The organism is Bacillus sp. FSL R7-0672 (genome assembly GCF_038601465.1).
In the GTDB taxonomy this organism is placed as follows: Bacteria; Bacillota; Bacilli; order Bacillales; family Bacillaceae; genus Bacillus; species Bacillus pumilus.
In genome coordinates this window covers 1,462,092-1,486,192 of the sequence record NZ_CP152010.1, presented here as the reverse complement: position 1 = coordinate 1,486,192, position 24,101 = coordinate 1,462,092, and the positions used below count along the sequence as shown (strand labels likewise).

Genomic DNA, 24,101 nt, shown 5'->3' with positions numbered 1-24,101 from the left:
CACTCTTTTCATCATTTTAAGATTTGTTTAGATCTAAAATAGCGTCAATAGCAACCTTTGCATCATCAAAGTCATAGACTTGATCACCAATAATTTGATAGGTCTCATGGCCTTTACCCGCTATTAAGACTGTATCGCCTTTTTTCGCATTGGCAATGGCAAAGAAGATCGCTTGTTTTCGATTCACAAAGCTATGATAATATGCGTCTGGCACCCCGTGTTCCATATCTTTTAAAATGGCTGAAGGATCTTCGCTTCTTGGGTTGTCTGATGTAAATACAGGTTCATCTGCATATTTCACAGCGATTTGAGCCATTTGAGGACGCTTTGTTTTATCACGGTCGCCGCCGCAGCCAATTACACAGAAAATTTTGCCCTCTGTTAATTCTCTACATGTTGTGAGGACATTTTCTAAACTATCAGGTGTATGTGCGTAATCGACGATGACAGGGAAATCTTGATCGCAGTTTACAAGTTCAAATCTGCCCTTGACTCCTTCCAGCTCTTCAATCGCACTCACGATCGTCTCAAATGTTAAACCAGATACGATCCCAACTGATACAGCTGCGAGGATATTATACACATTGAACTTTCCGACGAGAGCAACCGTCACTTTCTTGGTGCCGATTGGAGTGACCAAATCAAATTGAGTTCCCTTTGGCATGATTTGAATATTTTTTGCCATGACATCTGCTTTTCGCTCTAGGGCATACGTCATGATTTCAGCAGCTGTGACTTTTTCAAAATAACTCGAAGCCTCATCATCTGCATTTAAAATCGCATGCTTCGGTTTATTATGATGAAAGGCACTTCCGAGCTGAGAAAACAGTAAGCTTTTCGCATGTTTATATTCTTCCATTGTGTTGTGGTAGTCAAGATGGTCCTGCGAAAGATTTGTGAAAACAGCAATATCATAGTCACATCCATGCACCCTGCCAAGATGGAGGGCATGCGATGATACTTCCATGATGGCTGTGTCTACATCTTGATCAAGCATCTGTTTAAACGTTTTTTGAAGTGTGACACTTTCAGGTGTGGTGTTTTTCACGTCGAGAATGTCATCATTCACCTTCATATACATCGTACCGATTAAGCCTGTTTTCTTCTCGGCTTTTCTCATCATTTGTTCGATCATGTGTGTTGTTGAGGTTTTTCCGTTTGTGCCTGTGATCCCGATGAGATTCAGCTTATGAGTGGGCTGTTCATAAAACGCATCAGCTATTCTTGCAAGTGCTCTTTGAGAGTGTTTCACAATAATGACTGGTACCTCTGTTATGTTAAGAGGGTGTTCTGCTACAATGGCTGCAGCCCCGCTTTTCACCGCTTTTTCAGCATAATCGTGTCCATCTACTGTATAGCCTTTTATACAGACAAAAAGGCTTCCCTCTTTCACCTTTCTTGAATCCATCTCAATGGAAGTGATATCAGGATTTTCGTTTATCAATTCGTTGTTTTCACTTTTAAAGTATGTAAGCAGTTCTTGTAATTTCATTTTCATATCAAACCTCTCAAATTCGTTCACGTGCATGTCTTGTGAAAAAAACACACAGTCTATATTTTATCGTAAAAAAAAGGATACATCCAGCGTATTCCTTAAGTTTCTGTTGGAAAAAACACACTTTGGACTCTTTTTTTCAAACTGTCCTTCTCTTTCAACAAAAAGAGGCAGCCAAATGAGTGCGGCTACCCTCTGTTCATTCTTTATTATTCATCGTTTAAGTATAATCTGATCGTGGAGCCTTCTTTGACCTTTGTCCCAGCAGCAGGTGATTGCTTCACTACTTTACTGCCAGTTCCTGAGGCATCGATCTTTAGGTTGATCAAGAGGGATTCAAGATCTGAAACAGATCCTCCTACAAGATTCGGTACTTCAATGGTTTTTGTGTCCAGCCACTGATACTTCTTTTCAATTTGTCCTTTTCTTTTTTTCACACCCATCTCAGGCAGGCTATCCCGCATAATATGACCAACAATTGGTGCGGCAACGGTACCACCAAATTGAATGGTGCCTTTTGGGTTATCCACAGCTACATAGACTACGATACTTGGGTCATCTGCAGGCGCAAATCCGATAAACGACACAATGTGGTTATTCTCCATATACTTTCCGTCCTTTACCTTCTGTGCTGTTCCTGTTTTTCCGCCGACCCGATACCCTTCAACAAATGCATTTCGGCCAGTTCCTTGAGCGACTACACTTTCAAGTGCATACCTGATTTCTTTAGATGTCTCTGCTGAAATCACTTTCTTTTTGGCAATCGGTGATTGCTTTTTCACGACCTCTTTTGTGATTGGATCTATCCATTCTTTTGCAATATAAGGTGTGTAAAGTGTCCCACCATTTACTGCAGCTGCTACTGCAGCTACTTGCTGAATTGGCGTAACAGATACACCTTGACCAAAGGCCGTGGTCGCCTGCTCTACAGGACCTACACGATCAAGCGGGAACAAAATTCCCCGCCCTTCTCCTTGAAGGTCAATTCCGGTTTTTTGGCCAAATCCGAAATTTTTGATATAAGAAAATAATTTTTCTTTACCAAGACGATCTCCTAGCTCTACAAAGCCGGGGTTACAGGAATTTTGAACTACTTCCAAGAATGACTGTGATCCGTGCCCGCCTTTTTTCCAGCACCTGAGTCTTGCACCATCAACTGTCACAGATCCGCTGTCAAAAAATGAATCGCGTTTTAAATTCACTTTCTTCTCTTCTAATGCTGCTGCAAGTGTAATAATTTTAAATGTCGAACCCGGCTCATATGTGCTCCACACCGGAAGATTTCGGTTAAACACTTTTGAGTCAACTGATTGATAGTCAGCTGGATCAAAATCTGGTCTACTTGACATCCCTAGCACTTCACCATTTTTCGGATTCATCGCAATCGCGATCATACCATCTGGATTATACTTTGCCTGCGCGTTGTCTAATTCCCGTTCTATGATGGTTTGTACTTTTGCATCGACTGTTAATTTCATATCAAGACCATCTTTAGGCGGAGTATAATCGTCTGCTTCATCTGGCATTTTCTGCCCTTTTGCATCGGAATAAAACTTCACAGACCCTTTTTCGCCTTTTAGGTCATCGTCATAGTAGGCTTCAAGTCCAAGTAAGCCTTGATTATCGATTCCAGCAAAGCCCAGTACATGTGAAAGAAAGCTGCCAAACGGATAATGTCTGATGCTGTCTTCTGCTACATACACGCCTTCTAAATCAAGCTCTCTTACTTCTTTTGCTTTTTCATGAGATACCTTTCTGCCCTCAGGAGAAATTCGTTCAATTGATGTTTTCTTCGTGACGTGCTTGTACGCTTTCTCTTCAGACATATTCAGCACAGCTGCCAATTTCTTGCTTGTTTCGGCAGGGTCTTTAATTTGCCGAGGGACGACCAAAATAGATGGAGCACTTTTGTTCGTCGCAAGCTCTACCCCATTCCGGTCCAAAATATCTCCTCGTTCCGGTTCGAATGGAAGGTTTCGGCTCCACGAATCTTTTGCTAAGCTTGTCAGCTTCTCACCCATAATAAACTGCACATATCCTAATCTAGTATCTATGATGAAAAAAATGATCACCCCAAACAGTAGCACGAAAAGCAATCGTTTTCTCACGGTTACACTCGACACTCGCACGCCCGGTTCACTCCTTACATATGGCTTGTTTTCATCATATGCAGGCCCGTCCTTTTGTAGAACGCACCGTGATATTCTGCTGGAGCAAAAGAAAAAACCTAGCAAGTGATTTGCTAGGTTTACAGTTAATTTGGGCTTTTAAATGTCACAGTGACGACTTTGTCTGAAATCTCCGCTCCACTTTTGACACTTTGTTTCACAGCATATCCTTGTCCATTTGTTTCTATATGCACACCGGCAATCGAAGCATATTGAAGGACTTCTCTTCTGGACCAGCCTGTCATATCAGGCATCTTAATGGTTTTCCCTGCTGTTTTCAAGAACACTTTCTGGCTTTCAGAGAATTCAGAGCCCGCACTCGGCCACTGGCGTTTAATGGACAGACCGTCGCCGATGACAACAGGTGTTAAGTGTTTATTTTTGACTTCTGTTTCTGCCTGCTTCACTTCTAAATCCAGGAATGAAGGCATCGTTTCTTGTTTCACTTTTTGTTCGCCTGATTTTTTATCGTCTGTTTTTGTTGGTGCAATATTTAAATATAGCAAACTATTTTTCATGACAGGGTTAAAAATTTGAGAAACCGGAGCAGACCCTGTTTCTGTATCAGACAGCTGCGGCTGCTGAACAGCCACATAAACAAGTAGCTTCGGATCATCTTTTGGCGCCATTCCCATAAATGAAAAGACGTAATCGTTTCTTCCTTGGAGGTAACCGCCGGCACCGCCAATTTGTCCCGTTCCTGTTTTTCCAGCAACGTCGAAGCCTTTGATTTGATAAGGCTGACCTGTTCCGATTTTCGAGGAAACAACCTCACCTAAAATATCACGAACTTGCTTCGCTGTATCAGATGAAATCGGTTTTCCTGCTGCTGTTGGTTCGTGCTGCAAAATCGTTTTGTTTGTGTTCGGGTCTGTAATATGGTCAATGACATATGGCTTCATCATTGTTCCGCCGTTTGCTATCGCAGTGGCTGCTTCGATTTGTTGAATCGGTGTGATGGCTGATGCTTGACCATAAGCTGTCGATGCTTTGTCATATTCATATCTAAAATTGATTTTACTAGACGCTTCGTTCGGCAAGTCAACCCCCGTTTTGTCATAGAAATGGAATTTCTGCAAATATTGTTCGTATCGTGTGAAGCCTAGTTTTTCTTTTGCCAGCTTTGCAAAGGCCACATTTGACGAGCGAAGAACTCCTTGATGAAAGTCAATTTTCCCCCAGCCATTTCCGTTGTTGTGGTCTCGCACAAGGCCGCCACCTACTTTATAAGTACCAGATTGATATTTTTCACTGCTTTGGTAGACCCCTTCTTGGATCGCCGCAGCGAGGGTAAAGATCTTCATCGTTGAACCTGGTTCAAACGCATATGAAATCACATCATTGTTATAATTCGTAATGTCTAGTTCATTTAAATTAAAGCTTGGTCGCTGCCCCATCGCGAGAACCTTCCCAGTTTTCGGATCAACGACTGTGGCAATGATTTTCTTCGGCTTATACTTTTTGGCAACCTGCGTCATACTTTCTTCAAGAAACGCTTGAATTTTCTGATCGATGGTCAGCGTGACATTTTTCCCGTCTTTCGGGGCGACAATGTCTTCTTTACTATTCGGCAATGCCCATCCGCTTCTGTCACTGTTATATGTCACATAGCCGTCTTTTTCTTTTAAAAATTTGTTCAGTGCCTTCTCAAGTCCCATTGCACCTGACATGTCCTTTGTCGCCTCATTTAATCTGGCATAACCGATTAGGTTAGAAGCAAACATGCCGTTTGGATAATATCGCTTCGTGTCTTTTTCAAAAGCAACACCTGGAAGCTTTAGCTTTTCAATTTTTTCCTTCGTTGAAAAACTAATATCCTTCCCCGCTTTACCAAACTCCACTTGGAATGCATCTTTTGTATTGAGACGCTTTAAAATTTCGCTTTCACTCATATCGATGACTTTCGAGAGCTCTTTTGCTGTCTTTTCTTTATCGACGACATGCATTGGATGCTTAGGGTCCACTGTCATTTTCTTGCTCATGACCGCAATGAGCTTATACACAGATGTATCCTCAGCAATCACATTCCCATTCCGGTCTAAAATAGATCCTCTTTTGGCTTCAAGTGTTTTCTTCGATTGATATTGTTCATTTGCCTTGGCAGCTAATACTTGTCCATCAACTGTTCCTGTAATTTGAATATAGATAAAACGTGCTAGGATGATAAAGAAAAACAGGGCGAAGCAAATACTTGCAATTGCCGCGCCTCTGTTCATCATTTTATTCTTTTTAGGCATCGCCATGTTAATCGACCTTCTTAACATCTTTCGAAATAGTTAAGCCTGCTTTTTTCGCAGCATCAATGATTCTTTCTGGTTCACTCAGCAAATCTTTTTCCTTTTGTAGCTCAGTGATCTTCTTCGATTCTAAAGATACTTGCTGTTCTAGCTTCTGCACTTCGATATTGGCGTGATAGACAGCAAAGGCTTTAGAAATGATGAGAATCGAGCTGCACATAAGAGCCATGACAAACATGACAAGTAAGATTTTTTCACCAAGTGTGATAGAACCTCTTCTTTTAATGACAACCGATTGGCCTTGCTGCTCTGTTTGATGTTGCTTCACTTCTCTTTGATAAGCCAAATTACTCATAAGAAACCTCCTTTTTATCATCATCTATGGTGTCGTTTTACTTTTTTTCTGCAATTCGGAGCTTCGCTGAACGGGCACGGTTGTTATGTTCCAGCTCTTGTTCTGATGCAACGATCGGTTTTCTCGTGATCAGCTTCAGCTTTGGTTCAAGTCCTTCTGGAATCACTGGTAGTCCGTGCGGAAGTTCTGGAAGAGAAGACATTTCTCTAAATGTACTTTTACAAATCCGGTCTTCAAGTGAATGGAATGTAATGACAGAAATTCTCCCCTTCGGATTGAGTAACTCTATTGCTTGTTCTAGTGCTTCTTCAAATACTTTCAATTCATCATTTACGGCAATTCGGATCGCTTGAAACACTCTTTTCGCTGGATGTCCGCCAGTTCGTCTTGCAGGTGCCGGAATTCCTTCTTTGATAATGTCGACAAGCTCACCCGTTGTTTCAATTGGCGCTTTTTTTCTTGCTTCTTCAATTTTGCGTGCGATTTGCTTGCTGAACTTTTCTTCCCCATATTTGTAGAAAATCCGAACTAGATCTTCAAATGGCCATTCATTCACCACTTTTTTTGCCGACAATGCGGCTGATTGATCCATTCGCATGTCAAGAGGTGCATCATGGTGATAACTAAAGCCTCTCTCTGGTGTGTCGAGCTGAGGAGATGATACCCCAAGGTCAAAAATCACACCGTCTACGCTTGTAATACCTTGTTCATTCAGACGTTCTTTTAAATATCGGAAGTTGCTTTTTATGAAAAGAATGTTCGCTTTAGAATCCGCGAGCTTCTCTCGTGCATGATCCAGTGCAGCATCGTCTTGGTCAAATCCAATCAATGTTCCTTTTTCTGATAATTGAGATAGTAAATATGAGCTATGACCTGCTCCGCCTAGCGTGCAGTCCACATATGTACCGTCTTCTTTTACGTTTAAACCGTCAACTGTTTCTTTTAATAATACTGTCTCATGTTGAAACATGATGTTATGGTCCCACCTTTTTCAAATAGAAATGAATGTGTAGAAAGCTTGCTGCACAAGGGATTATTATATATCAAATCCAATCATGTTTTCAGCAATTTCAGCAAAAGAATCTTCTTGCTCTTCTGTATATTGTTCCCAGATCGACTTACTCCACAACTCAATTCGATTTGAAACGCCGATGACCACACATTCTTTTTCGAGTTTTGCATATTGGAGTAGGTTTGATGCGATGTTAATACGCCCCTGCTTGTCCAGATCGCATTCGACTGCGCCAGAGAAGAAGAACCGGGTAAACGCACGTGCATCTTTTTTCGTTAGCGGTAGTGCTTTGAGTTTCTCTTCGATTAGTTTCCACTCACTCATAGGGTAGCCAAATAAACATTGATCAAGCCCTCTCGTCAGCACAAACTGTTCTCCGAGACCGTCTCTAAATTTAGCAGGGATGATCATGCGCCCTTTTGTATCAATCGTATGTTGGTATTCACCCATGAACATGATAATCAGAGCCCCACTTTCTCACCCTTACTCTCCACTATCCACCACTTCTCTCCACAAAACTTATTCTACACTGTTTCTACATAAAAAAAAACCCTGAACTAGTCAGGGTTCATTAAAACTTTATTTCAAAGTTTGACAATTTGTTGCTTGTTTTGAAATGAAAATGGCATATTTTTGAATGTTTTGAAGAATTCTGGACCATATTTGTTTAAAAAGTACATGATATTCCAAATTCTTTCCTGCGGGGCATCTAGTGGTTTTAAACTATTTTCAATCCGTTCAAAGTCCCGAAGAATGTATCCTTCCTTCTCCTCCACACGCTGCGCCACCTTTTGATACACAAATTGAAGCTGGTCTTCAATAAATTTGGCATTTTTATCTAGCAGCTGCTCGAAGTTTGGTTCAATCTCCAGTGCTTCTTGTCTCATCACACCATGAGCATTTGCTAATTCTCGTTTGGCGTGTTGAACCGCTTGAACAAAGCTGTCTGGAAGACTTTGCTGAAAGTGCGCTTCTTTCTTTTCTTTTACTCCATTTGTCAGCACTTCTTCTACCGACAGTTCTCTAACTGGCAGTTTCTTGTCGATGTGCCTTTCAAGAATGGTCACATGCAGTCTCGGCAGAACAGGCGCCATCTTTAATTTAAAATGCTCAAAGATTCCTTTCAGCTCTCCCCAATAGTTAACCTCACCGTGTCCTGCCATAAAGGCAAGTGCCGGGAGAAGGGTTTCCTGCATCAAGGGACGCGTCACCACATTGTTGCTAAACCGTTCTGGGTGCTCCTCGACTTCCTGCAAAAGCTCTTCCTTCGTCCACGTAAGCCCCACTTCTGATATAGAAAACCGGCCGTTCTCTTTTTCAATCAAGAAACGTTCCTCATCATATTCGTAAAACAGATTCGCCTGATTGTCACCAGCTTCAATAATTGGCTGATATCCTGCTCGTTTCATAGCAGCCTGCGATTCATTTAAGCGAGCAGTAACCGCATCATTTGTCTCGACAATGTGCTTGAATAACGAACGCTCAAGCGGTTTGACACCTAAGTCACCTGAATTAAATAAAAGCAGTCCATCTTCTTCAAAGAGGTCACATACAATCCATTCAAAGAAATCAGTAAACGTTTGTGATTTGCGTAAACATCGAAGAAGCTGTTCAAGCAAGTCATTGGTGTAAGCAGATTCTTCATACGTTGAAAACACATCACGGAGCCATTTCTCAGTTTTTTCTTGATCAAGCGGGATTCTTTTCGCAGCCGCTTTTTTGACGTTATGTAATGACAGCTTTTGTTTCACTGGCCCCTTTTCGCCAGATGTGTACACAAAATTAATTTCATCTACGTCATGATCCTCACCGGCTACCCAAAAGACCGGAATCACTGGGACGCCAAGCTCTGTTTCTTTTTCTTTTGCAAACTGAATGATGGATATGATTTTATGTATGGTATAAAGCGGTCCTGTTAATAGACCAGCCTGCTGTCCTCCGACCACCATGACACTCCGTTCATCACGGATCTTTTCAATGTTCTGGCGCATCGCTTTCGATTCAAACTTTGCATGGTACGCGCTCATATAATCCGCTAAAGCCTCGCGCGGGAAGCTCATTTCCATGAGATCGTCGTATCTCTTTTTCCATGTGTGTTCAGAATGTATATCATAATCAAAAAAAGTCGTCATCTCTTTTTTTTCTTCTATATAATCACGTATGAATAAATTCTGACTTCGGATGGAAAGTTCAGTCAATTGCATGTTTAGAACTTCCTTTCTTCAATAAATAGTTAGTTTCCCGAAAAAAGTATAGCATGTAAATGAGCTCACTCAAAAGATTTTGTTTGCTTTTTTTCCAATACTTCCAAGCTTCGATCAAAGAAAGTGAGATGTGGCGCCGCAACGCCGTGAGCTTGAGCCTTTTTTAAAAGATAGCCAAGGATGGCTTTTCTTTCGGTTTCGCGGCCTTTCACTATATCTTGAAGCATAGACGACTGATTCTCAGCTGTTTTCTCACAAACAGAGACTACATAAGACCAGAGCCGCTCTTTTTCAGGTAAGCCCAAGATGGAAACTGCTTCTTCAAATGCACACTTCATCATGTATTCATATGAGGGGTTTGCGATCAATTCCCCGTTTCTCACATGCAACAAAGCCGTGAGCGGATTAATACAGACATTGACAAGCAGTTTTTCCTCCAGCACCTTTTTCCATTCATCCGTATAGATCATCTGAAAATGAGATGATGTCTCATTCAATGCTTTTTTTATATCAACTGCTTCTTCATGCTGAAATGCCCCCCACTTGATGACACCGATACCTGTATGGTTCACTGCATGATCTGATATCTTCATAGCTCCGTGCTCTACCACACCTATGTATAATGAATGTCCCGTTTCCCAATTCTCCAAATCTAATAAGTGAGCCATTCCGTTCTGTAAGAATAAGATACGATGAGGAGGTAATGTCGATAGTTCACCAAGCACATCTTGCAAATGATGATATTTCACTGTCACGATGAGCAAATCAAATTCTCCTGTTATTCCTGTCTGTGCATGAACAGCCGCCTGGCGTGTTTCTCCTTTTACTGTTCGCTCTATGCCTACTGCTCGAATCTCTTCTGCCTGTTCGTTTCTTCTTGTAAAGACTGTGACGTCATGATGCTGCGTTAAATAACTAGCACAGAGCAGACCAATCGCACCGCCGCCAATGATTCCAATGTTCAACTGCCGCACATCCCTTTTTCGTTTACTTCATGATATCAACTATTTTAACAGGTTCATGTCGTGATGCAAAAAGCAGATGACGCGCTATGATTGAATTTTTTTAATTTAAAAACTATAATAATAAGTGTAAAAACTTTTTGAGGCGGATGGGATGAAAACGCCTTCAATGACATCACTGTCGACATTATGTGTGTAAGGGGGAAGATCATATGGCACAAGTAAAACGACTTCTAATTAATTACAAAACTTTAGAGGAATTTAAACAATTTAAGGAATACGGCATACAAGAGCTATCCATGCTCGAAGACCTTGAAAGCAATATGATTGAAAATGACAGCAACTCTCCATTTTATGGGATTTATTTTGGAGATAAACTAGTGGCACGTATGAGCCTTTATCAAGTGGACGGCTCAACGACAACGTATTTTAACCACAACCATGATTATTTAGAGCTGTGGAAGCTGGAAGTGCTTCCTGGGTATCAGCGCAAAGGGTACGGCGAAGCACTTGTTGAATTCGCTAAATCGTTCGGATTGCCAATTCGGACCAATCCACGCGTCAAATCTGCCGGTTTTTGGGATAAAATGGGCTTTGAAGCAGTCAAATATGATATGGAGCGCGATAAGGGTGAAAATCCACTCATCTGGGAGCCCGCACATATTCAAAAAAATACAGGTGAGTCCGCTTAAAGGCTGATCACAAAACGCCCCTCCTTTCTCTTGAGGGGCGTCTCTTTATTTAGCATATTCTTTTAAGCTAATATTCTGTTTGACTCTTTCAACAATACTTATGAGTGCCCGGTAATCTTCTTCTGTCATTTTTAATTGCCGCTTTAAGTGTTCATTTTCTTCTGTAAGTGACTTCAATTGATGCTGTGCATCTGCCAGTTCTTCGCGTAAATGAGCAGGTCCATCAGGTTCTTTTTCAAGCTGCTCTAAAAACTGAATCACTTCTCGAAGGGTCAATTCAGCCTGATTTGAAGAAGTCTTCTCTTCTATGGTTAACGCATGCTGTGGTAAACCAGAGGAATGAATACCTATTTTTTTACGCAATTCTTTCCGCTGTTTTTTTGCCAGCTCTATGCCTGCCTGATATTGTTTTCTAACGTATGAGTTCCACCTGAAACCACATGCTGCCGCTGTTCTTGACAATGCTTTCCCGACCTCCTCAAATGCGGAAAGCTGCGTCCCTCCATCTCGAATGTGCCTTAAGACGACTTCTGCTAAAAGTAAATCTTCATCTTGTGTCCATGCGTCCTGCCTTGTAATTGTCAATTGATCATCCCCCCTGAATCTGAATACCACATCATATGCGCCTACTAGAGTAGATAGACTATTTGCAGGGGAGAAACCTAAAAAATAGACAAATAAAAAAACGCAAGGGAAGATTCCCTCACGTTTTTTTATCAAGCATTAGTTGCTTTTTACGTCTTTGCCTTTGTATGTTCCGCAAGATTTGCAGACACGATGAGAAATTTTCATTTCACCGCATTCTGGGCAAGCTACCATACCAGGTACTTGTAGTTTGAAATGCGTACGACGCAATCTTTTTTTCATTTTAGAAGTTCTTCTAAAAGGTACAGCCATTATTCCCACCTCCTTAAAGAGTTAAGATTCATTATTTTCTTCTAAGAGCTTCTTCAAGCCTTCCAGACGCGGATCAATTCGGTTTTGATGTGCATCTTCCGAAATGACCGCCCAGTCATTCCCTTCTTGTGGTGCAGCACCTTTTACGTCCGTTTGGTCGCAAAAGATTTGCATCGGCACTTCAAGAAGAATTTCTTCCTTGACTAAAGGCGTTAAGTCGATGATGTCGTCTTCTACAATAGAAACGTCTTCATCTTCTATGTCGTCTGTCTTATGAAGTACAAATAGTTCTTTCGTTGAAATCGCAAATGGATAATTTACATCAACAAGCGTTCTTGAACAAGGCAATGTCATTTCACCTGTGATGGTTAAATCAAATGCGACTTGCTTTGATTCGATCACTCCAGTCCCTTTCACCTCTACCGGTGAAATGCGACGTATATCTGAATGAAGGCTAGTAAGTTCATTTAAGTCAACCGTCTCATGAAAATCGAAGCTGTTTTTAGCTTTTTGATGTAACTGATAAACTGTCCATTTCAATTGTATCACCTCTAAGAGCAACAAACATGATTATAGCTTTCATCATGTTATTTGTCAATATTTTTTCTTTACAGTCCTTTGTGATGTCAGAGCGTTGTTTGACATCAGTTCTCGGAATGCCTACACTGAAAAAAATGGGCTTCATTTTTCCCTTATGCTACTGTAGCATAGACCATTTAACCATAGCAAGAAAGGCGGAACATCTATTGAAAGCAACAGGAGTCGTTGTCGAGTATAATCCATTTCATTATGGACATGCCTATCATGTTCGTCAGGCGAAAACACATACCTCCTCAGATGTTGCCATTGCCGTCATGAGCGGTTCCTTCCTCCAGCGCGGTGAGCCTGCCATCGTCTCAAAATGGGCGCGGACAAAAATGGCACTGCAAAACGGTGTAGACATTGTGTGTGAGCTTCCATACATATACGCAGTGCAAAAGGCAGAAACCTTTGCAAACGGTGCTGTGGCGATTCTAGATGCTTTAAAATGCCACTCCCTTTTTTTCGGCAGCGAGGATGGTGACATCAAAGCATTTGAGCGAACGGCTCGTGCTTGGCATGAGAAAAAAGAAGAAATTGACCTTTTCACAAAAGTAAAAGTAAAAGAGGGCCTTAGTTATCCAGCTGCTGCTGCTGCTGCGTTTCAAGAGGTGATTGATCCTAAGCACTTACTGGATCTGTCTCTGCCCAATAACATTTTAGGTTTCCATTATGTCAAAGCCATCTTGGAGAGATCCCCTCACATACAGCCCTTTACCTCTCAAAGGATTTCATCTGGTTATCATGATGAAGAACTACCTGAAAATCAGAAAATCGCAAGCGCAACAAGCATACGAAAAGCGTTAAAAGATCATGGTACATTTGAAACAGTCGCCCCTTATCTCCCAGAAGCTACGCTCAAGCAATTACATGACTATCATTCTTCATATGGTCTTCTACATACACAAGAAGCCTACTTTAGCTTCTTAAAACACGTCTTTCACACAATGGATACGGCAGAACTAGAAGGCATCTATGAAATCGAAGAAGGCATCGAACACCGCATGCAAAAGGCGATTACACATGCGTCCTCCTACGAGGAATATCTATCACTTGTGAAAACAAAACGCTATACGTGGACAAGGTTGCAACGGATGAACACACATCTCTTAATGAGGGTGAAAAAGAGTGCCATGCATGAGCTGCTGAAAGAGAAAAAAGCGCCTTATATTCGTTTACTTGGTATGTCAAAGAAAGGGCAGCAATACTTATCTCTTGTGAAAAAAGAATTGGACGTGCCGCTCGTTAGTAAACTGTCTGCCTTTTCACATCCCGCACTTGATCTTGATATTCGCGCATCCCGCGTCTTCAGCCTGCCCGTTAGTGAGCCGATGCAAACGAACTTAACGGAAGCGGAATTTAAAACCTCACCGATCCGATATGATGAAGAGACTGGTCTCTTCCAGTCTTAGCAAAAAGAGCAGCCTTGCGTAAGGCTGCTCTTTTTGTTTAAGATGCTTTCTCTTTTAATTTGTTTAAATAGTTCAGCGCATCTTGCATTGTATCTACAGGCACAATTTTCATATTACTTTTAATATCTTTCGCTGTTTTGACAGCATTTCGATAGTCTGAATTTGGATCACCTTTATCATTCGGTGCAAAGAATATATCTTTTCCGGCTTTATCTGCCGCCACGACCTTTTGATCGATTCCGCCAATTGGACCGACCGTTCCATCGGCGTCAATTGTTCCCGTTCCTGCAATCGCATAGCCATGTGTTTCGTCTTCTTTTGTCAGCTGGTTATAAATTTCAAGTGACATCATAAGACCCGCTGACGGTCCGCCGATATTTTCAATATCCACCTTAATAGAAGGTGAGACTTTCACATTTCGGTCTGTAAATAATGATACGCCAATTCCAACTCGATTCGGCTCTTCTTTAAATGGTTTTAACGTCACTTTCTCCGTCATGTCTTTGCCATTTCGTTCAAGGACAAAACGGACAGATGTACCTGCTTTTTTGCTGCTGATATACGAAACCATTTTATCAGCAGAATCATAGGTCTTACCATCAACGCTTTTGATTCGGTCGCCCACTTCAATTTTGCCGTAAGCAGGCATTCCTTTCATCACGTAGCTTGCATATACGCCGTTAAACGTATAATCTACTTTTTTACCTGCTTTTGTATATGCTGCAATCATGGCATTTTCTTGAGAGCTTTTCATCAGCTGAAGCTGCCTTTTCATATAATCCTGATCCGACTCCCCGTCTGCTTTCATATTTTCTTCTGGGACGATTTCGTCATATTTATTCATTTTCGCAAGCAAATACGTATACGGATTGGCTGGACCTACTTTAATTGTCATAAGAGAGAAGCTGCCCTTCTCGCCATATCCGCCGTCTACTTGAATGTGGGGAGCAATCTCGGTTGCATCACCCGGCTTTGTCACGTAATATGGCAGTTTGACAAAGGTTAAGCCACATAATACAAAGATAACGACAAAAAAGCTGAGCCAGCGAATATTTAATTTTTTCATTCGATTAACACTCCCATTTATCAATGACATCTTTCAGTTTACCTGTTAGTTGATCTGCGGCAAGCTCACCTGCTTCAATCATCTCCTGCACCTGCGCGAACGCACTCGAGCTAAATGTTTCAAGCTTCGGCCGGATCATGACATCAGCGTGAACGGTTTGATGACGGACCAATTCATTTTGAAGGATGTCCAAACTTTGCATAATCACATCCGATAATCTCGTCGCCTTTTCTGTTTTTTTCACCCTTGATACATCAGAGGCGATAATGAGGTCTGCGCCCATATCTTTTAAAACAGACACAGGAATGCGGTCCACAACCGCTCCATCCACTAGCTGTCTGCCACCCATTTCATGAGGAACAAACACGCCTGGAATGCTGATGCTTGCTCTGACTGCTTGTGAGACAGACCCTTTTTTAAACACGACCTTTTCCCCTGTCTCGAGGTCACAGGCAACCACTGCAAGGGGCATTCTTAATTCTTCGAATTTTTTCCCATATGTAAACGTGTGAATCAGCTGCAAAATTCGATTTCCTTTTAAAAGACCGATTTTTGGCAGTGTATAGTCAGCATAATACTTTCTTCTGAAGACAAGTGCAAGTTTTTTCATTTTTTCTACGTCTTGTCCTGCTGCATAAAAACTCCCAACAAGTGCGCCAATACTGCTGCCAGCGATCATATCTACCTGAATACCTTGTTTCTCAAGACTAGATAAAACTCCGATATGTGCCATTCCCCTCGCACCCCCAGAGCCTAACGCAAGCCCGATGACTGGTCGCCTCATGAAAATCCACCCTCCTCTTTTCTATGCATATATACGAATCTATTGGTCTAAACATGCCCCTTCTGCTCGTATAGTAATAGAAGACAGGCTCGGCTAGTTTCTTTCTTTTTTGATCACGAGCTCGCCAATAGATCATAACGGCAAGGGGCGAAATCTCCATGAAAAAATGGAACACTCTGTTCATCGCTGCTTTTTTTATCTTTTTAACAGCCACTGTGATTACACATCCACAAGCCTCTTTGCAAGCGTCTAAAAATGGACTTGCAATGTGGTGGGAGGTTGTATTTCCATCATTGCTTCCTTTTTTTATTTTGTCCGAGCTATTAATTAGTTTCGGGATTGTCAGATTTGTCGGGGTATTATTAGAACCATTTATGCGCCCTATCTTTCGAGTACCTGGTGTAGGCGGATTTGTCCTAGCAATGGGAATGGCATCAGGCTTTCCTTCTGGTGCGAAATTAACCACAAGACTCAGGCAGGAAGGACAACTGACACAAATCGAAGCAGAGCGCCTCGTTTCTTTTACAAATTCATCGAATCCATTGTTTATTTTCGGTGCGGTGGCTGTTGGTTTTTTTCATCATCCAGCTTTAGGAATTGTTTTGGCCTGCGCACATTATTTAGGGAATCTCGCTGTTGGGGTGACGATGCGGGGATATAAAGCACGGCATGATGCACATCTGAGGAGCCGTAAGCGATTTTTATTCCCACCGTTTCAAGAGGCATTCAGCGCTCTTCATACAGCAAGACTCGCAGAGAAAAGACCGCTCGGCCAAATTTTAAGTGATGCGGTCATGTCATCAGTCCAAACACTCTTTATGATTGGCGGCTTTATTATCTTATTTTCTGTGTTTAGCAAAATGCTGTCAGTTGTTCATGTGACGGACCTCTTATCCATAGGGATCGGATATATGCTGCAAACGATGCATCTTCCGCCAGAATTAGATCTTGCAATGATTGCTGGTTTATTTGAAATCACATTAGGAAGTCAGCTGACAGGGTCACAGGAAGTCACCCTTCTTGCTAAAACGATTGTCGTCAGCTTTATATTAGGATTCAGCGGGTTTTCTGTTCAAGCTCAGGTCGCTGGCATTTTGGCGGCAACAGATATACGCTTTAAACCGTTTTTCTTCGCTCGTTTGCTTCACGGGATTTATGCAGCTGTTTTTGCCTTCTTATTGTTCAAGCCTCTTTATGTCTCTCGATCTGACATGGCTCTCCCAGCAGGTGCCTTTGAAGCAAGCCAGCAGGTCGTCATGTACAGCAGTGTGCTTTGGAATCAGCTTGTGACAGCTGGCCCTTTGATCACGCTATGCAGCTTGATCTTGTATACGGCGCTATACTATCAGAAATTAAAAAAAGGATGAGTACACGGTGCACTCATCCTTTAAATTTTTCTATCAGCGCTTCTTCTACCTCTTTTGGCACAAGGTCTTTGACTGAACCATCATATTTCGCTACTTCTTTGACTATGCTGGAGCTTAAGAAGGAATACTGATTGTTGGTCATCATGAAGAACGTTTCAATGTCATCGTTTAACACTTTATTCATTGATGTGCCTTGCATTTCATATTCAAAGTCTGTCACAGCTCTTAATCCGCGTAAAATGACTTTGGCTTCTTTTTGTTTCGCATAATCAACAAGCAGACCGTGAAAGGATTCAACTTTGATATTTGGCAGATCCTTCGTCGCTTGGCGAATGAGCTCACACCGTTCTTCAACGGTAAATAACGGTTTCTTGGATGAGTTATTTAGTACACATACATACACTTCATCAAAGATCTTTGCACCTCTTTTGATGATATCCAAATGGCCCAATGTGACTGGATCGAAGCTACCCGGACAAACGGCTATGTTCCCCATGCTTTAATTTCCCCGCTTTCTATAGATCGTAATACCAGTCAACCCATACAGTTCCTGTCTTGATATGTAAAGCTGTCCAGCTTCCTCTGGCAGTATAACGTCCTTATCATGCTCACACACGATCACGCCGTCATCTGTTAATAAGGCATGCTCGTCAATCATGTCAAGAAGTGCTTTCAGCTGTTGATCTTTGTAAGGCGGATCAAGAAAGATCGCTTGAAAGGATTCCTCTCGTTTCACAACGGCTGCGAGTGCACGCTTTGCCTCGTTTCGAAACACTTCACTTTGATCAATCAGCTCCAATTGATTGAGATTTCCTTTTATCGTTTGAATCGCCTTCATATCTCGATCAACGAATATGCAATGATCGAATCCTCTAGAAAGCGCTTCAATCCCTAAACCACCGCTTCCCGCAAATAAATCAAGGGCCCATCCGCCATCAAAATACGGGCCAATCATATTAAATATCGATTCTTTTACTTTATCTGTCGTCGGTCTTGTTGATTGACCTGGTACCGCTTTAAGTGTGCGGCCTTTTCTCGTTCCAGAGATGACTCTCATTTTCCCACCACTTTTTCTGCTTGCTTCTATTGGTTATTGTGTATGACAAAAAATCCAACATTATCTTACCACAACACTCCGCAGGGGACAATGCGCGGACTTTCATTCATTTTCTATGTATAGATCAAGGAAAGCGGGGTCATACTACTTATAACAGCATCTGATGTGGTGCTGTTGCCAACCGCGGAGAAGACTTACGTTTCCCCATAAGTTCTTCCTCCGGTTTCTCCTCTCCCTTTGCCTTCTCCTTAATGAATCATTAAGAATAGAAGGACCCCGCGGGTGATGCCGCGGGGGTTTTTTTGTGTCTTTAAAAGCCCACTTTATAATCATACTCTTTTGCTTTGTCCAATTTGGATTCGTACTCTAATTTAATAAAAGGTTTATATGAAGGCTCAACACGCTTCACAAATGGCAATGAGCTGAGCTTAGCCATATGGCGCTCGAGATCATTCATATCACAATAGATCACTGCATATTTCATTTTCCTTGAAATATAGTGAACATTTCCAAATTTTCTTAGCGCCTTTGACTGCTTTAACGAATGCAGCCAAACGACCATCCCTTGACGTTTGGTTTCCATCTTTTCACCTGCCGCTTTTTCAATTCTTTTAAGTCATTATGTAAAAGACGAGACATTCAAGTCTCGTCAAGATACTTTACAGCCACAGCTGCCACCAGATCCACAGCCACCGCCGCATGATGATAGACCATCAAAATATGGGTTCCCTGTTGGAACTTTGATATATGCTGATACAGCTTGACCGATTTCAATACTAATCTCATCTAAGATGGATTGAATCGCTGTTTCTGCTTTTTTGAAATCAACCACTGTATCGTGAAGATCTATCTTTCTTTTGACCTCACGCATTTCCTTTGAGATCGTTCTATAGTCCGGATGGTATTTGCCGAACCGCTGCACATCCTCATATTGCTCTTTTACTTTTGTAAAATGGGCAATAATTTGTTGGGCTTCTTCGTCTTGCTGGAGACGCTTAAAGCAGTTGCGGTAATGTTCAGCCTCCTCCGACTGAAGAATCATGGCAGCCAATTGATTCGCTTCCTCTTGGAGCTCCACAGATTCGATTGTCGCATACATAAATGATGCACCTCCAATTCATAGTTTACCACGAAACCTATGGATCAGAAAATGCTTTTACGTCACAAATACATCCCATGTCTCTCTTTTCTGCCTATATTCTGGATGACGAGAATTGAGCACAACGGTCATTTTATGCTTTCCTTTTGAGAGATGCTTGACCACAAATGCAGCAGTATATTCATTGCCTGCACGTTTTCCGTCTACATACACTGTAAAATATCCCGCCTTCTCATCCTTTTTTAGTCGCGTAGGCTCAAGATGAAAATCTTGCAGTGTACTTTCTATATAAACAGAAGACCCCTGCACTTTGTATTTTAAAAAGCCTTGCTGCTTCATTTCACTTTGGGCTTGCTGCATCACGGGTACAGCTGGATCTTGCTTCATGACTTGCTTCTCTTCATGTTGACTTTGACACCCGGTGACAAGAAAAAGCAATGCGCATATTGACAGCATCCATTTCATCATCTGATTCTCCTTTCATCTACTTTTATAGGATGCTCAGGAAATGGACATCTTAATCAACTCAAAAAAGCCTCATCCGGCTCCATTTTGATTGCGCATTGCTTGGAACATTTGAATCATCATTTCAGCCATTTGGACACTGTTACTCAACTGACTCACACGATGAGGAATGGTTTTTTCGTAAAAATTCATTTTATCTAATTCAAAGGACGATAGCTTATCAGGATGTCGAGTCAGCTGTCTGTACCAGAGAGGACGCTGTCTGATGAATTTGATTCGATCCTCTTCGGCCATGACAAACTCCTGTACTTCTTTCCGCACCAAAAGCATCCCCTTTCACTTAATCTTTCCTGAAGGAGAATGGGTGCTGACTGCCTCCAGATGAACCTTTCTTTGAGCCATTTGATGAAAATTGTCCGAGTAAGCTTTGTAAAGAGGAAATAGACTGGCTCATTTTGTTGATTTGTTCATTCATTTGATCAGCGTCCATTTTTTTCACAGCAGAAACCATTTTAGACATAAAATCGGCTTTTCCCGCTTCACTTGGCTTAGAGGCTTTTTCTTCTTTCACGTCTTCAGACTGCGTTTGCCGGTAAGGAGACCACATCTCATCTTCTTCACCAAACATGACCCAATTTTCGTATACACTTTGCCAGCTTTTTTCTTGCGTTTGCACTTCTTGAATTAACTTCGGATGGCGTCTGACGAATTGTTTAAATTCATCAATGGATGTTTGTTTTTGCTTGTTTGTCATATCCTCACCCCCCATACAAATGCCTACTATACTATATACATCAGCAGTTATTTTGGTGAGCCTCTTTTTCAATCAAAAAAACAGCTGTGATGGTGCAGCTGCTTTCGTTTAAGATGTTTTTTTGATGAAGTTTTGGGTGTAGTATTTTTCTTTCACACCGACGCCAAGGTGTGTGTAATCTTTATTTAATAACGCCTTTCTATGACCTTCACTATTGAGCCAGCCTTCTATCGCTGCAGGTCCATCTACATAATTATAGGCAATGTTTTCACCTGCGAGCTGAAATGCCACCTCGCCTCTTTCTAATCGGTCTTTCAGCGTACCGTATTTTTTAGATTCATGGGAGAAATAATGATTCTCTTTCATGTCCTCACTATGCATGAATGCCACTTCAGAGGTTTCATCATCCCACTTTAAGATCGGCAGTTTGTACTTATGACGAATAATATTGGTCATATCAAAAATTTGTTTTTGACTGGAAGCTTCGATCTCTTTCCATTTTTCACCCGATATTGCCTCTGGTTCTATCAATTGACCACGATAGACGACTTCGTATGGCTTTTGTTTCACAAATGTATCTGCGTTAAACGCCCTGATACTTGAAAGGGTGCTTTCAAACTTATCCATGTAAAGCTGAACATATACATCATCGTCCACTTTCACGGTGGGTCTTGTATTCATATCATCTTCTGAGAATTCAAAGCGGTATGAATTTTGTTCATCCTCTACATGAATGTAAGGTGCAATTTGTGTTTTTTTAAATACCTCACTTGTGGCTTGACCGATTTTAAACGGTTCAACATTGAGCCCGTCTCCTGTTGCAAACAACGTCACCACTTTACTATCCTTTACCCCTACTTGAATATAGTGCTTCTTCGATTGATTGTATATCCACCAGTCATAATCATATGCGGAAGGATCAATGCGATCTGGTTCTCCCAGCTGTTTAAGCACTTCGTTTGAAGATTTCCCCATAAAGGACATGAGCCCCTTTTTCGGGATGTTGATCGGCTTATCGCTAGATGTTTCTTCATTAGACACCTTCGGTTCATTGCTGTTTTCTTTTTCTGGTGAAGATCCATATTGAATAAACAGAACGTACGTTCCAGATATAATCAGGAGGATGAGGAGTGTTTTGAGCACAGTTTTCAAATAAACACCTCCGTTAAATTGGCAAGGTACAAAAAGTACCTTCTACTGTCATTTAAACAAAACTCGCTCTATTTATCAACGACAATACAGCCTATTTAACACGAATTTAAAATATGCCCCTCTTAATGAAGAAATCCTTGCCCATGATCTTGATCCTGCTGAGAGATTTCTGTCAGTGCATCCCCTGCGCGATCATTCGATAAATCTTCGACGGATAAATCTCCAAGAGCGACAATCCCTGTTAATGCACCGTTCTTCACAACAGGAATGCGGCGAAGCTGGTGCTCTGACATCAGCCGGACAATTTCTTCAAGCGTTGCATCTTCTTCTGCTGTCAGTACTTCCTTTGTCATCAGCGAGCCTACTTCCTGTGAGTTTGGCTTTTTTTCTGCAATGCCTCTGAGTACAAGGTCACGGTCTGTCACGATACCAACGAGTTGATCTCCGTTAACCACGGGAATGGCTCCAATGTCTGCGTCTCTCATTTTGACTGCCGCTTCATACGTATTGTCATCTTGCTGACATGTCACTACTTTTTTTGTCATAATATCTTTGATTTTTTTCGTTTTCACGTTGATTCCTCCATCTGTTATTTTCTTTATTACTGTAACCAGGTTATAAAAGAACATACCTTTCACAGTTGAAAGTTTAACGCTTTCATACTATGATTGTCAGTAAAGGGAATTTTTATAAGGAGGGGTTTTGGGTGAAGTTTGAAGGTACGGGGATTGAAAAGGTAGCAACTGACTTAAATAAATTAGATTTCATCATGGAAAGTGAAGGATTTGTACGAGCCGATCAATGGGATTATGAGCGTGTGACGTACGACAGAAAGTATAACATGGTAGAGGGAACCTTTTATTTACGCATTTCCGGCTACGCCACCGAAGGAGATGTTGGTTCAAAAAGAGCACACATACAGCTTCTCACACCTTTACTCGGAAAACATTATTATCCGCACGGTGTTGAATACGGTGAAGGCGAAGATTTCCCTAAGTCTCTCATCCAATCAAGCAAAAAAACGCTTGAACAGCTGAAAGAAAAACTAGAAGCAATGACTGCAGAAGCATAAACGAAAGCACAGCCTTATGGCTGTGCTTTTTTCATTCATATTTAGGAATCAGGGCATCTGGTACGGCATCTTTCGCTCTTTCTTTTCTTGCCCAGTCAAAGAAGACAACAGCAAGAATCGAGCCGTACACAATCTCCTGAATAATTTTCATCAAAATCGCGCCTAGCTGCTGGTCTTCTAGCAGCGGCAAGGTATGGAACATTTCAGGACCTGTGAGCGCAAGACCTGCCAGCGTATCACTTGGTACGCATAGATGCAGCGCCTGTATCCAAGCACCAGCATCAGAATAGGTTGCATAGATCGGTGCCTCACTAAACATGATAAGTGCACACGCAGGAGTCATTAATATCCCGTCTGCCATGATATAACCAAGCTTTAAAATGCCTGTAATCTGAGGCTGACTTTGGACTTTATGAACGAGCGGCCACCACATGAAAAAGGCAGCGATAAAAATGACCACTGTCATCAGCGCATGATAAAACGGATCTGTTTTCACAAAGTCAAACACAAGCGGAATATGGTACATCGAAAACAAGCCGTTAAACCCAAGCAATGCAATTAAAGGCTTGGAAAACAAACGAAACATCTGCTGAATGCCTGGTGTTTGTATGATCCGCTCCCAAATGGCCGCAGGTAATCCTGTAATAAGGAGAGGCGGAATGACTAAATAGAGCACCGCCATTTGCGCCATATGTGCACTAAACATAATATGCCCCATTAAATCAATTGGGCTTCCTTTTACGGCGTATAACAGAACAAGCCCCGTCAGAAACAACGTTTTCTCTTTTACCGTCGCACGATGCTTCCCCTTTGTCACAAGAAGCAGATAAAGAGCAGTTGCTATGACAATACTAGTCAAATAGTAAGGGCTCCATAATGCCCGAAATCCGAATATTTCTAAGTTCTCCATTGCTGCGCCTCCTTCAAGGGCAAAGCGGGCTTACCACCAAATAATGGTCAAAAAGGCTAATACGGTAATAAACGCGACAAACACACCTGAGTAAAGAAACAATGCGGGTGTTTCATGCCCTTTTTGGTTCATGTGCATAAAATAATAAAGCTGAAAAGCCACCTGAATAACGGCAAGCAGTAAAATAAATGGTACTGCGAACCAGTTTCCTACGTCTTCAGAAGCGATTGTTAAAAAGGCAACAAAGGTTAATCCAATCATCAAGCCGAAAGAAATGAGCTGATGCTTCATTTCTTCGGCATTTTTCTTTTTACGGTATACAAGATCGACTTTAGACTGATTTGTGCTTTTATTTCCCATTC

Annotated in this window: 28 protein-coding genes; 4 read left to right on the top strand and 24 right to left on the bottom strand. The window is 41.7% G+C overall.

The annotated features are described in order from the left end of the window. Positions 1-16 precede the first annotated feature (16 nt). The 8 genes from MKY18_RS07350 to MKY18_RS07315 all read right to left on the bottom strand — a co-directional run bounded on the left by MKY18_RS07350 (position 17) and on the right by MKY18_RS07315 (position 10,436). Positions 17-1,492 (bottom strand): UDP-N-acetylmuramoyl-L-alanyl-D-glutamate--2,6-diaminopimelate ligase, encoded by a 1,476-nt coding sequence (locus tag MKY18_RS07350; RefSeq protein ID WP_185107335.1) that lies wholly within the window; start codon positions 1,490-1,492, stop codon positions 17-19. Positions 1,493-1,704: 212 nt separating this feature from the next. Next, positions 1,705-3,624 carry a stage V sporulation protein D gene (locus MKY18_RS07345; RefSeq protein ID WP_012009866.1) on the bottom strand — a complete coding sequence of 640 codons (1,920 nt, stop codon included), beginning with the start codon at positions 3,622-3,624 and terminating at the stop codon, positions 1,705-1,707. 125 nt (positions 3,625-3,749) lie between these two features. Next, positions 3,750-5,900, bottom strand: a complete 2,151-nt coding sequence (locus MKY18_RS07340) for a penicillin-binding protein (RefSeq protein ID WP_221450652.1) — start codon at positions 5,898-5,900, stop codon at positions 3,750-3,752. Between the two features lie 7 nt (positions 5,901-5,907). Further along, a complete protein-coding gene (gene ftsL, locus MKY18_RS07335; protein ID WP_044141994.1) occupies positions 5,908-6,255 on the bottom strand; it encodes a cell division protein FtsL in 348 nt (115 codons plus the stop codon). Between the two features lie 37 nt (positions 6,256-6,292). Next, entirely contained in the window at positions 6,293-7,225 is a 933-nt protein-coding gene (rsmH, locus tag MKY18_RS07330) for a 16S rRNA (cytosine(1402)-N(4))-methyltransferase RsmH (RefSeq protein ID WP_003210993.1), read from the bottom strand. 66 nt (positions 7,226-7,291) lie between these two features. Continuing rightward, complete coding sequence (gene mraZ / locus MKY18_RS07325; protein ID WP_003211163.1) at positions 7,292-7,723, bottom strand: division/cell wall cluster transcriptional repressor MraZ; 432 nt, start codon at positions 7,721-7,723, stop codon at positions 7,292-7,294. Between the two features lie 128 nt (positions 7,724-7,851). Beyond that, complete coding sequence (bshC, locus tag MKY18_RS07320; RefSeq protein ID WP_065097229.1) at positions 7,852-9,471, bottom strand: bacillithiol biosynthesis cysteine-adding enzyme BshC; 1,620 nt, start codon at positions 9,469-9,471, stop codon at positions 7,852-7,854. Positions 9,472-9,536: 65 nt separating this feature from the next. Further along, a complete protein-coding gene (locus MKY18_RS07315; protein ID WP_106067383.1) occupies positions 9,537-10,436 on the bottom strand; it encodes a 2-dehydropantoate 2-reductase in 900 nt (299 codons plus the stop codon). Between the two features lie 209 nt (positions 10,437-10,645). Between MKY18_RS07315 and MKY18_RS07310 the strand changes: the two genes are divergently transcribed. Beyond that, positions 10,646-11,125 carry an N-acetyltransferase gene (locus MKY18_RS07310; RefSeq protein WP_003211702.1) on the top strand — a complete coding sequence of 160 codons (480 nt, stop codon included), beginning with the start codon at positions 10,646-10,648 and terminating at the stop codon, positions 11,123-11,125. A gap of 45 nt (positions 11,126-11,170) precedes the next feature. Here the strand turns inward: MKY18_RS07310 and gerR are convergent, their stop codons facing one another. From gerR to MKY18_RS07295, 3 genes are all read right to left on the bottom strand, one after another. Continuing rightward, a complete protein-coding gene (gene gerR / locus MKY18_RS07305) occupies positions 11,171-11,710 on the bottom strand; it encodes a sporulation-specific transcriptional regulator GerR (protein ID WP_065097227.1) in 540 nt (179 codons plus the stop codon). Positions 11,711-11,848: 138 nt separating this feature from the next. Beyond that, entirely contained in the window at positions 11,849-12,022 is a 174-nt protein-coding gene (gene rpmF, locus MKY18_RS07300) for a 50S ribosomal protein L32 (protein ID WP_008354700.1), read from the bottom strand. A gap of 21 nt (positions 12,023-12,043) precedes the next feature. Continuing rightward, positions 12,044-12,562 carry a DUF177 domain-containing protein gene (locus MKY18_RS07295; protein WP_003210956.1) on the bottom strand — a complete coding sequence of 173 codons (519 nt, stop codon included), beginning with the start codon at positions 12,560-12,562 and terminating at the stop codon, positions 12,044-12,046. A gap of 206 nt (positions 12,563-12,768) precedes the next feature. Here MKY18_RS07295 and MKY18_RS07290 point away from each other — a divergent pair, with 206 nt between their 5' ends. Further along, entirely contained in the window at positions 12,769-14,013 is a 1,245-nt protein-coding gene (locus tag MKY18_RS07290) for a nucleotidyltransferase (protein WP_065097414.1), read from the top strand. A gap of 37 nt (positions 14,014-14,050) precedes the next feature. Here MKY18_RS07290 and MKY18_RS07285 read toward each other — a convergent pair whose 3' ends face one another. Beyond that, on the bottom strand, positions 14,051-15,079 hold the full coding sequence (locus MKY18_RS07285; protein ID WP_065097226.1) for a SepM family pheromone-processing serine protease: 1,029 nt from the start codon (positions 15,077-15,079) through the stop codon (positions 14,051-14,053). A 4-nt stretch (positions 15,080-15,083) separates the two neighbouring features. Next, positions 15,084-15,863 carry a patatin-like phospholipase family protein gene (locus tag MKY18_RS07280; RefSeq protein ID WP_065097225.1) on the bottom strand — a complete coding sequence of 260 codons (780 nt, stop codon included), beginning with the start codon at positions 15,861-15,863 and terminating at the stop codon, positions 15,084-15,086. Between the two features lie 158 nt (positions 15,864-16,021). Here MKY18_RS07280 and ylbJ point away from each other — a divergent pair, with 158 nt between their 5' ends. Beyond that, a complete protein-coding gene (gene ylbJ / locus MKY18_RS07275; RefSeq protein WP_044142000.1) occupies positions 16,022-17,230 on the top strand; it encodes a sporulation integral membrane protein YlbJ in 1,209 nt (402 codons plus the stop codon). Positions 17,231-17,243: 13 nt separating this feature from the next. Here the strand turns inward: ylbJ and coaD are convergent, their stop codons facing one another. The 9 genes from coaD to MKY18_RS07230 all read right to left on the bottom strand — a co-directional run bounded on the left by coaD (position 17,244) and on the right by MKY18_RS07230 (position 22,302). Beyond that, complete coding sequence (gene coaD / locus MKY18_RS07270; protein ID WP_044142001.1) at positions 17,244-17,726, bottom strand: pantetheine-phosphate adenylyltransferase; 483 nt, start codon at positions 17,724-17,726, stop codon at positions 17,244-17,246. Positions 17,727-17,729: 3 nt separating this feature from the next. Continuing rightward, entirely contained in the window at positions 17,730-18,317 is a 588-nt protein-coding gene (gene rsmD / locus MKY18_RS07265) for a 16S rRNA (guanine(966)-N(2))-methyltransferase RsmD (RefSeq protein ID WP_257736834.1), read from the bottom strand. Between the two features lie 280 nt (positions 18,318-18,597). Beyond that, positions 18,598-18,870: a YlbG family protein gene (locus tag MKY18_RS07260; RefSeq protein WP_003212137.1), complete on the bottom strand. Its 273-nt coding sequence runs from the start codon at positions 18,868-18,870 to the stop codon at positions 18,598-18,600. A gap of 66 nt (positions 18,871-18,936) precedes the next feature. Then, positions 18,937-19,386, bottom strand: coding sequence for a YlbF family regulator (locus MKY18_RS07255; protein WP_003211139.1), 450 nt, complete (start codon positions 19,384-19,386; stop codon positions 18,937-18,939). 57 nt (positions 19,387-19,443) lie between these two features. After that, positions 19,444-19,851 (bottom strand): hypothetical protein, encoded by a 408-nt coding sequence (locus MKY18_RS07250; protein ID WP_106067381.1) that lies wholly within the window; start codon positions 19,849-19,851, stop codon positions 19,444-19,446. A gap of 72 nt (positions 19,852-19,923) precedes the next feature. Next, entirely contained in the window at positions 19,924-20,172 is a 249-nt protein-coding gene (locus MKY18_RS07245) for a YlbE-like family protein (RefSeq protein WP_044142004.1), read from the bottom strand. A gap of 19 nt (positions 20,173-20,191) precedes the next feature. Further along, positions 20,192-20,605, bottom strand: a complete 414-nt coding sequence (locus tag MKY18_RS07240) for a YlbD family protein (protein ID WP_044142005.1) — start codon at positions 20,603-20,605, stop codon at positions 20,192-20,194. Between the two features lie 108 nt (positions 20,606-20,713). Further along, positions 20,714-21,757 (bottom strand): CAP domain-containing protein, encoded by a 1,044-nt coding sequence (locus tag MKY18_RS07235; RefSeq protein WP_044142006.1) that lies wholly within the window; start codon positions 21,755-21,757, stop codon positions 20,714-20,716. Between the two features lie 122 nt (positions 21,758-21,879). Next, complete coding sequence (locus tag MKY18_RS07230; protein WP_044142103.1) at positions 21,880-22,302, bottom strand: CBS domain-containing protein; 423 nt, start codon at positions 22,300-22,302, stop codon at positions 21,880-21,882. A 161-nt stretch (positions 22,303-22,463) separates the two neighbouring features. Here MKY18_RS07230 and MKY18_RS07225 point away from each other — a divergent pair, with 161 nt between their 5' ends. Further along, complete coding sequence (locus MKY18_RS07225) at positions 22,464-22,829, top strand: YugN family protein (protein WP_065097222.1); 366 nt, start codon at positions 22,464-22,466, stop codon at positions 22,827-22,829. Between the two features lie 31 nt (positions 22,830-22,860). Here the strand turns inward: MKY18_RS07225 and ctaG are convergent, their stop codons facing one another. Together ctaG and ctaF are read right to left on the bottom strand one after the other, a co-directional pair. Continuing rightward, positions 22,861-23,739, bottom strand: coding sequence for a cytochrome c oxidase assembly factor CtaG (gene ctaG, locus MKY18_RS07220; RefSeq protein ID WP_065097221.1), 879 nt, complete (start codon positions 23,737-23,739; stop codon positions 22,861-22,863). A 30-nt stretch (positions 23,740-23,769) separates the two neighbouring features. Then, entirely contained in the window at positions 23,770-24,099 is a 330-nt protein-coding gene (ctaF, locus tag MKY18_RS07215) for a cytochrome c oxidase subunit IVB (protein ID WP_044142009.1), read from the bottom strand. Between the last annotated feature and the right edge of the window lie 2 nt (positions 24,100-24,101).

What these genes read in the sequence shown, in the direction of transcription:
- MKY18_RS07260 (WP_003212137.1), bottom strand. Translation starts at nt 18,870, where the DNA reads ATGGAAACCAAACGTCAAGGGATGGTCGTTTGGCTGCATTCGTTAAAG.
- coaD (WP_044142001.1), bottom strand. Translation starts at nt 17,726, where the DNA reads ATGGGGAACATAGCCGTTTGTCCGGGTAGCTTCGATCCAGTCACATTG.
- MKY18_RS07310 (WP_003211702.1), top strand. Translation starts at nt 10,646, where the DNA reads ATGGCACAAGTAAAACGACTTCTAATTAATTACAAAACTTTAGAGGAA.
- ctaG (WP_065097221.1), bottom strand. Translation starts at nt 23,739, where the DNA reads ATGGAGAACTTAGAAATATTCGGATTTCGGGCATTATGGAGCCCTTAC.
- MKY18_RS07340 (WP_221450652.1), bottom strand. Translation starts at nt 5,900, where the DNA reads ATGCCTAAAAAGAATAAAATGATGAACAGAGGCGCGGCAATTGCAAGT.
- MKY18_RS07250 (WP_106067381.1), bottom strand. Translation starts at nt 19,851, where the DNA reads ATGAAATGGATGCTGTCAATATGCGCATTGCTTTTTCTTGTCACCGGG.
- ftsL (WP_044141994.1), bottom strand. Translation starts at nt 6,255, where the DNA reads ATGAGTAATTTGGCTTATCAAAGAGAAGTGAAGCAACATCAAACAGAG.
- bshC (WP_065097229.1), bottom strand. Translation starts at nt 9,471, where the DNA reads ATGCAATTGACTGAACTTTCCATCCGAAGTCAGAATTTATTCATACGT.
- mraZ (WP_003211163.1), bottom strand. Translation starts at nt 7,723, where the DNA reads ATGTTCATGGGTGAATACCAACATACGATTGATACAAAAGGGCGCATG.
- rsmH (WP_003210993.1), bottom strand. Translation starts at nt 7,225, where the DNA reads ATGTTTCAACATGAGACAGTATTATTAAAAGAAACAGTTGACGGTTTA.
- ylbJ (WP_044142000.1), top strand. Translation starts at nt 16,022, where the DNA reads ATGAAAAAATGGAACACTCTGTTCATCGCTGCTTTTTTTATCTTTTTA.
- MKY18_RS07350 (WP_185107335.1), bottom strand. Translation starts at nt 1,492, where the DNA reads ATGAAATTACAAGAACTGCTTACATACTTTAAAAGTGAAAACAACGAA.
- MKY18_RS07240 (WP_044142005.1), bottom strand. Translation starts at nt 20,605, where the DNA reads ATGACAAACAAGCAAAAACAAACATCCATTGATGAATTTAAACAATTC.
- ctaF (WP_044142009.1), bottom strand. Translation starts at nt 24,099, where the DNA reads ATGGGAAATAAAAGCACAAATCAGTCTAAAGTCGATCTTGTATACCGT.
- MKY18_RS07230 (WP_044142103.1), bottom strand. Translation starts at nt 22,302, where the DNA reads ATGACAAAAAAAGTAGTGACATGTCAGCAAGATGACAATACGTATGAA.
- MKY18_RS07285 (WP_065097226.1), bottom strand. Translation starts at nt 15,079, where the DNA reads ATGAAAAAATTAAATATTCGCTGGCTCAGCTTTTTTGTCGTTATCTTT.
- rpmF (WP_008354700.1), bottom strand. Translation starts at nt 12,022, where the DNA reads ATGGCTGTACCTTTTAGAAGAACTTCTAAAATGAAAAAAAGATTGCGT.
- MKY18_RS07255 (WP_003211139.1), bottom strand. Translation starts at nt 19,386, where the DNA reads ATGTATGCGACAATCGAATCTGTGGAGCTCCAAGAGGAAGCGAATCAA.
- MKY18_RS07280 (WP_065097225.1), bottom strand. Translation starts at nt 15,863, where the DNA reads ATGAGGCGACCAGTCATCGGGCTTGCGTTAGGCTCTGGGGGTGCGAGG.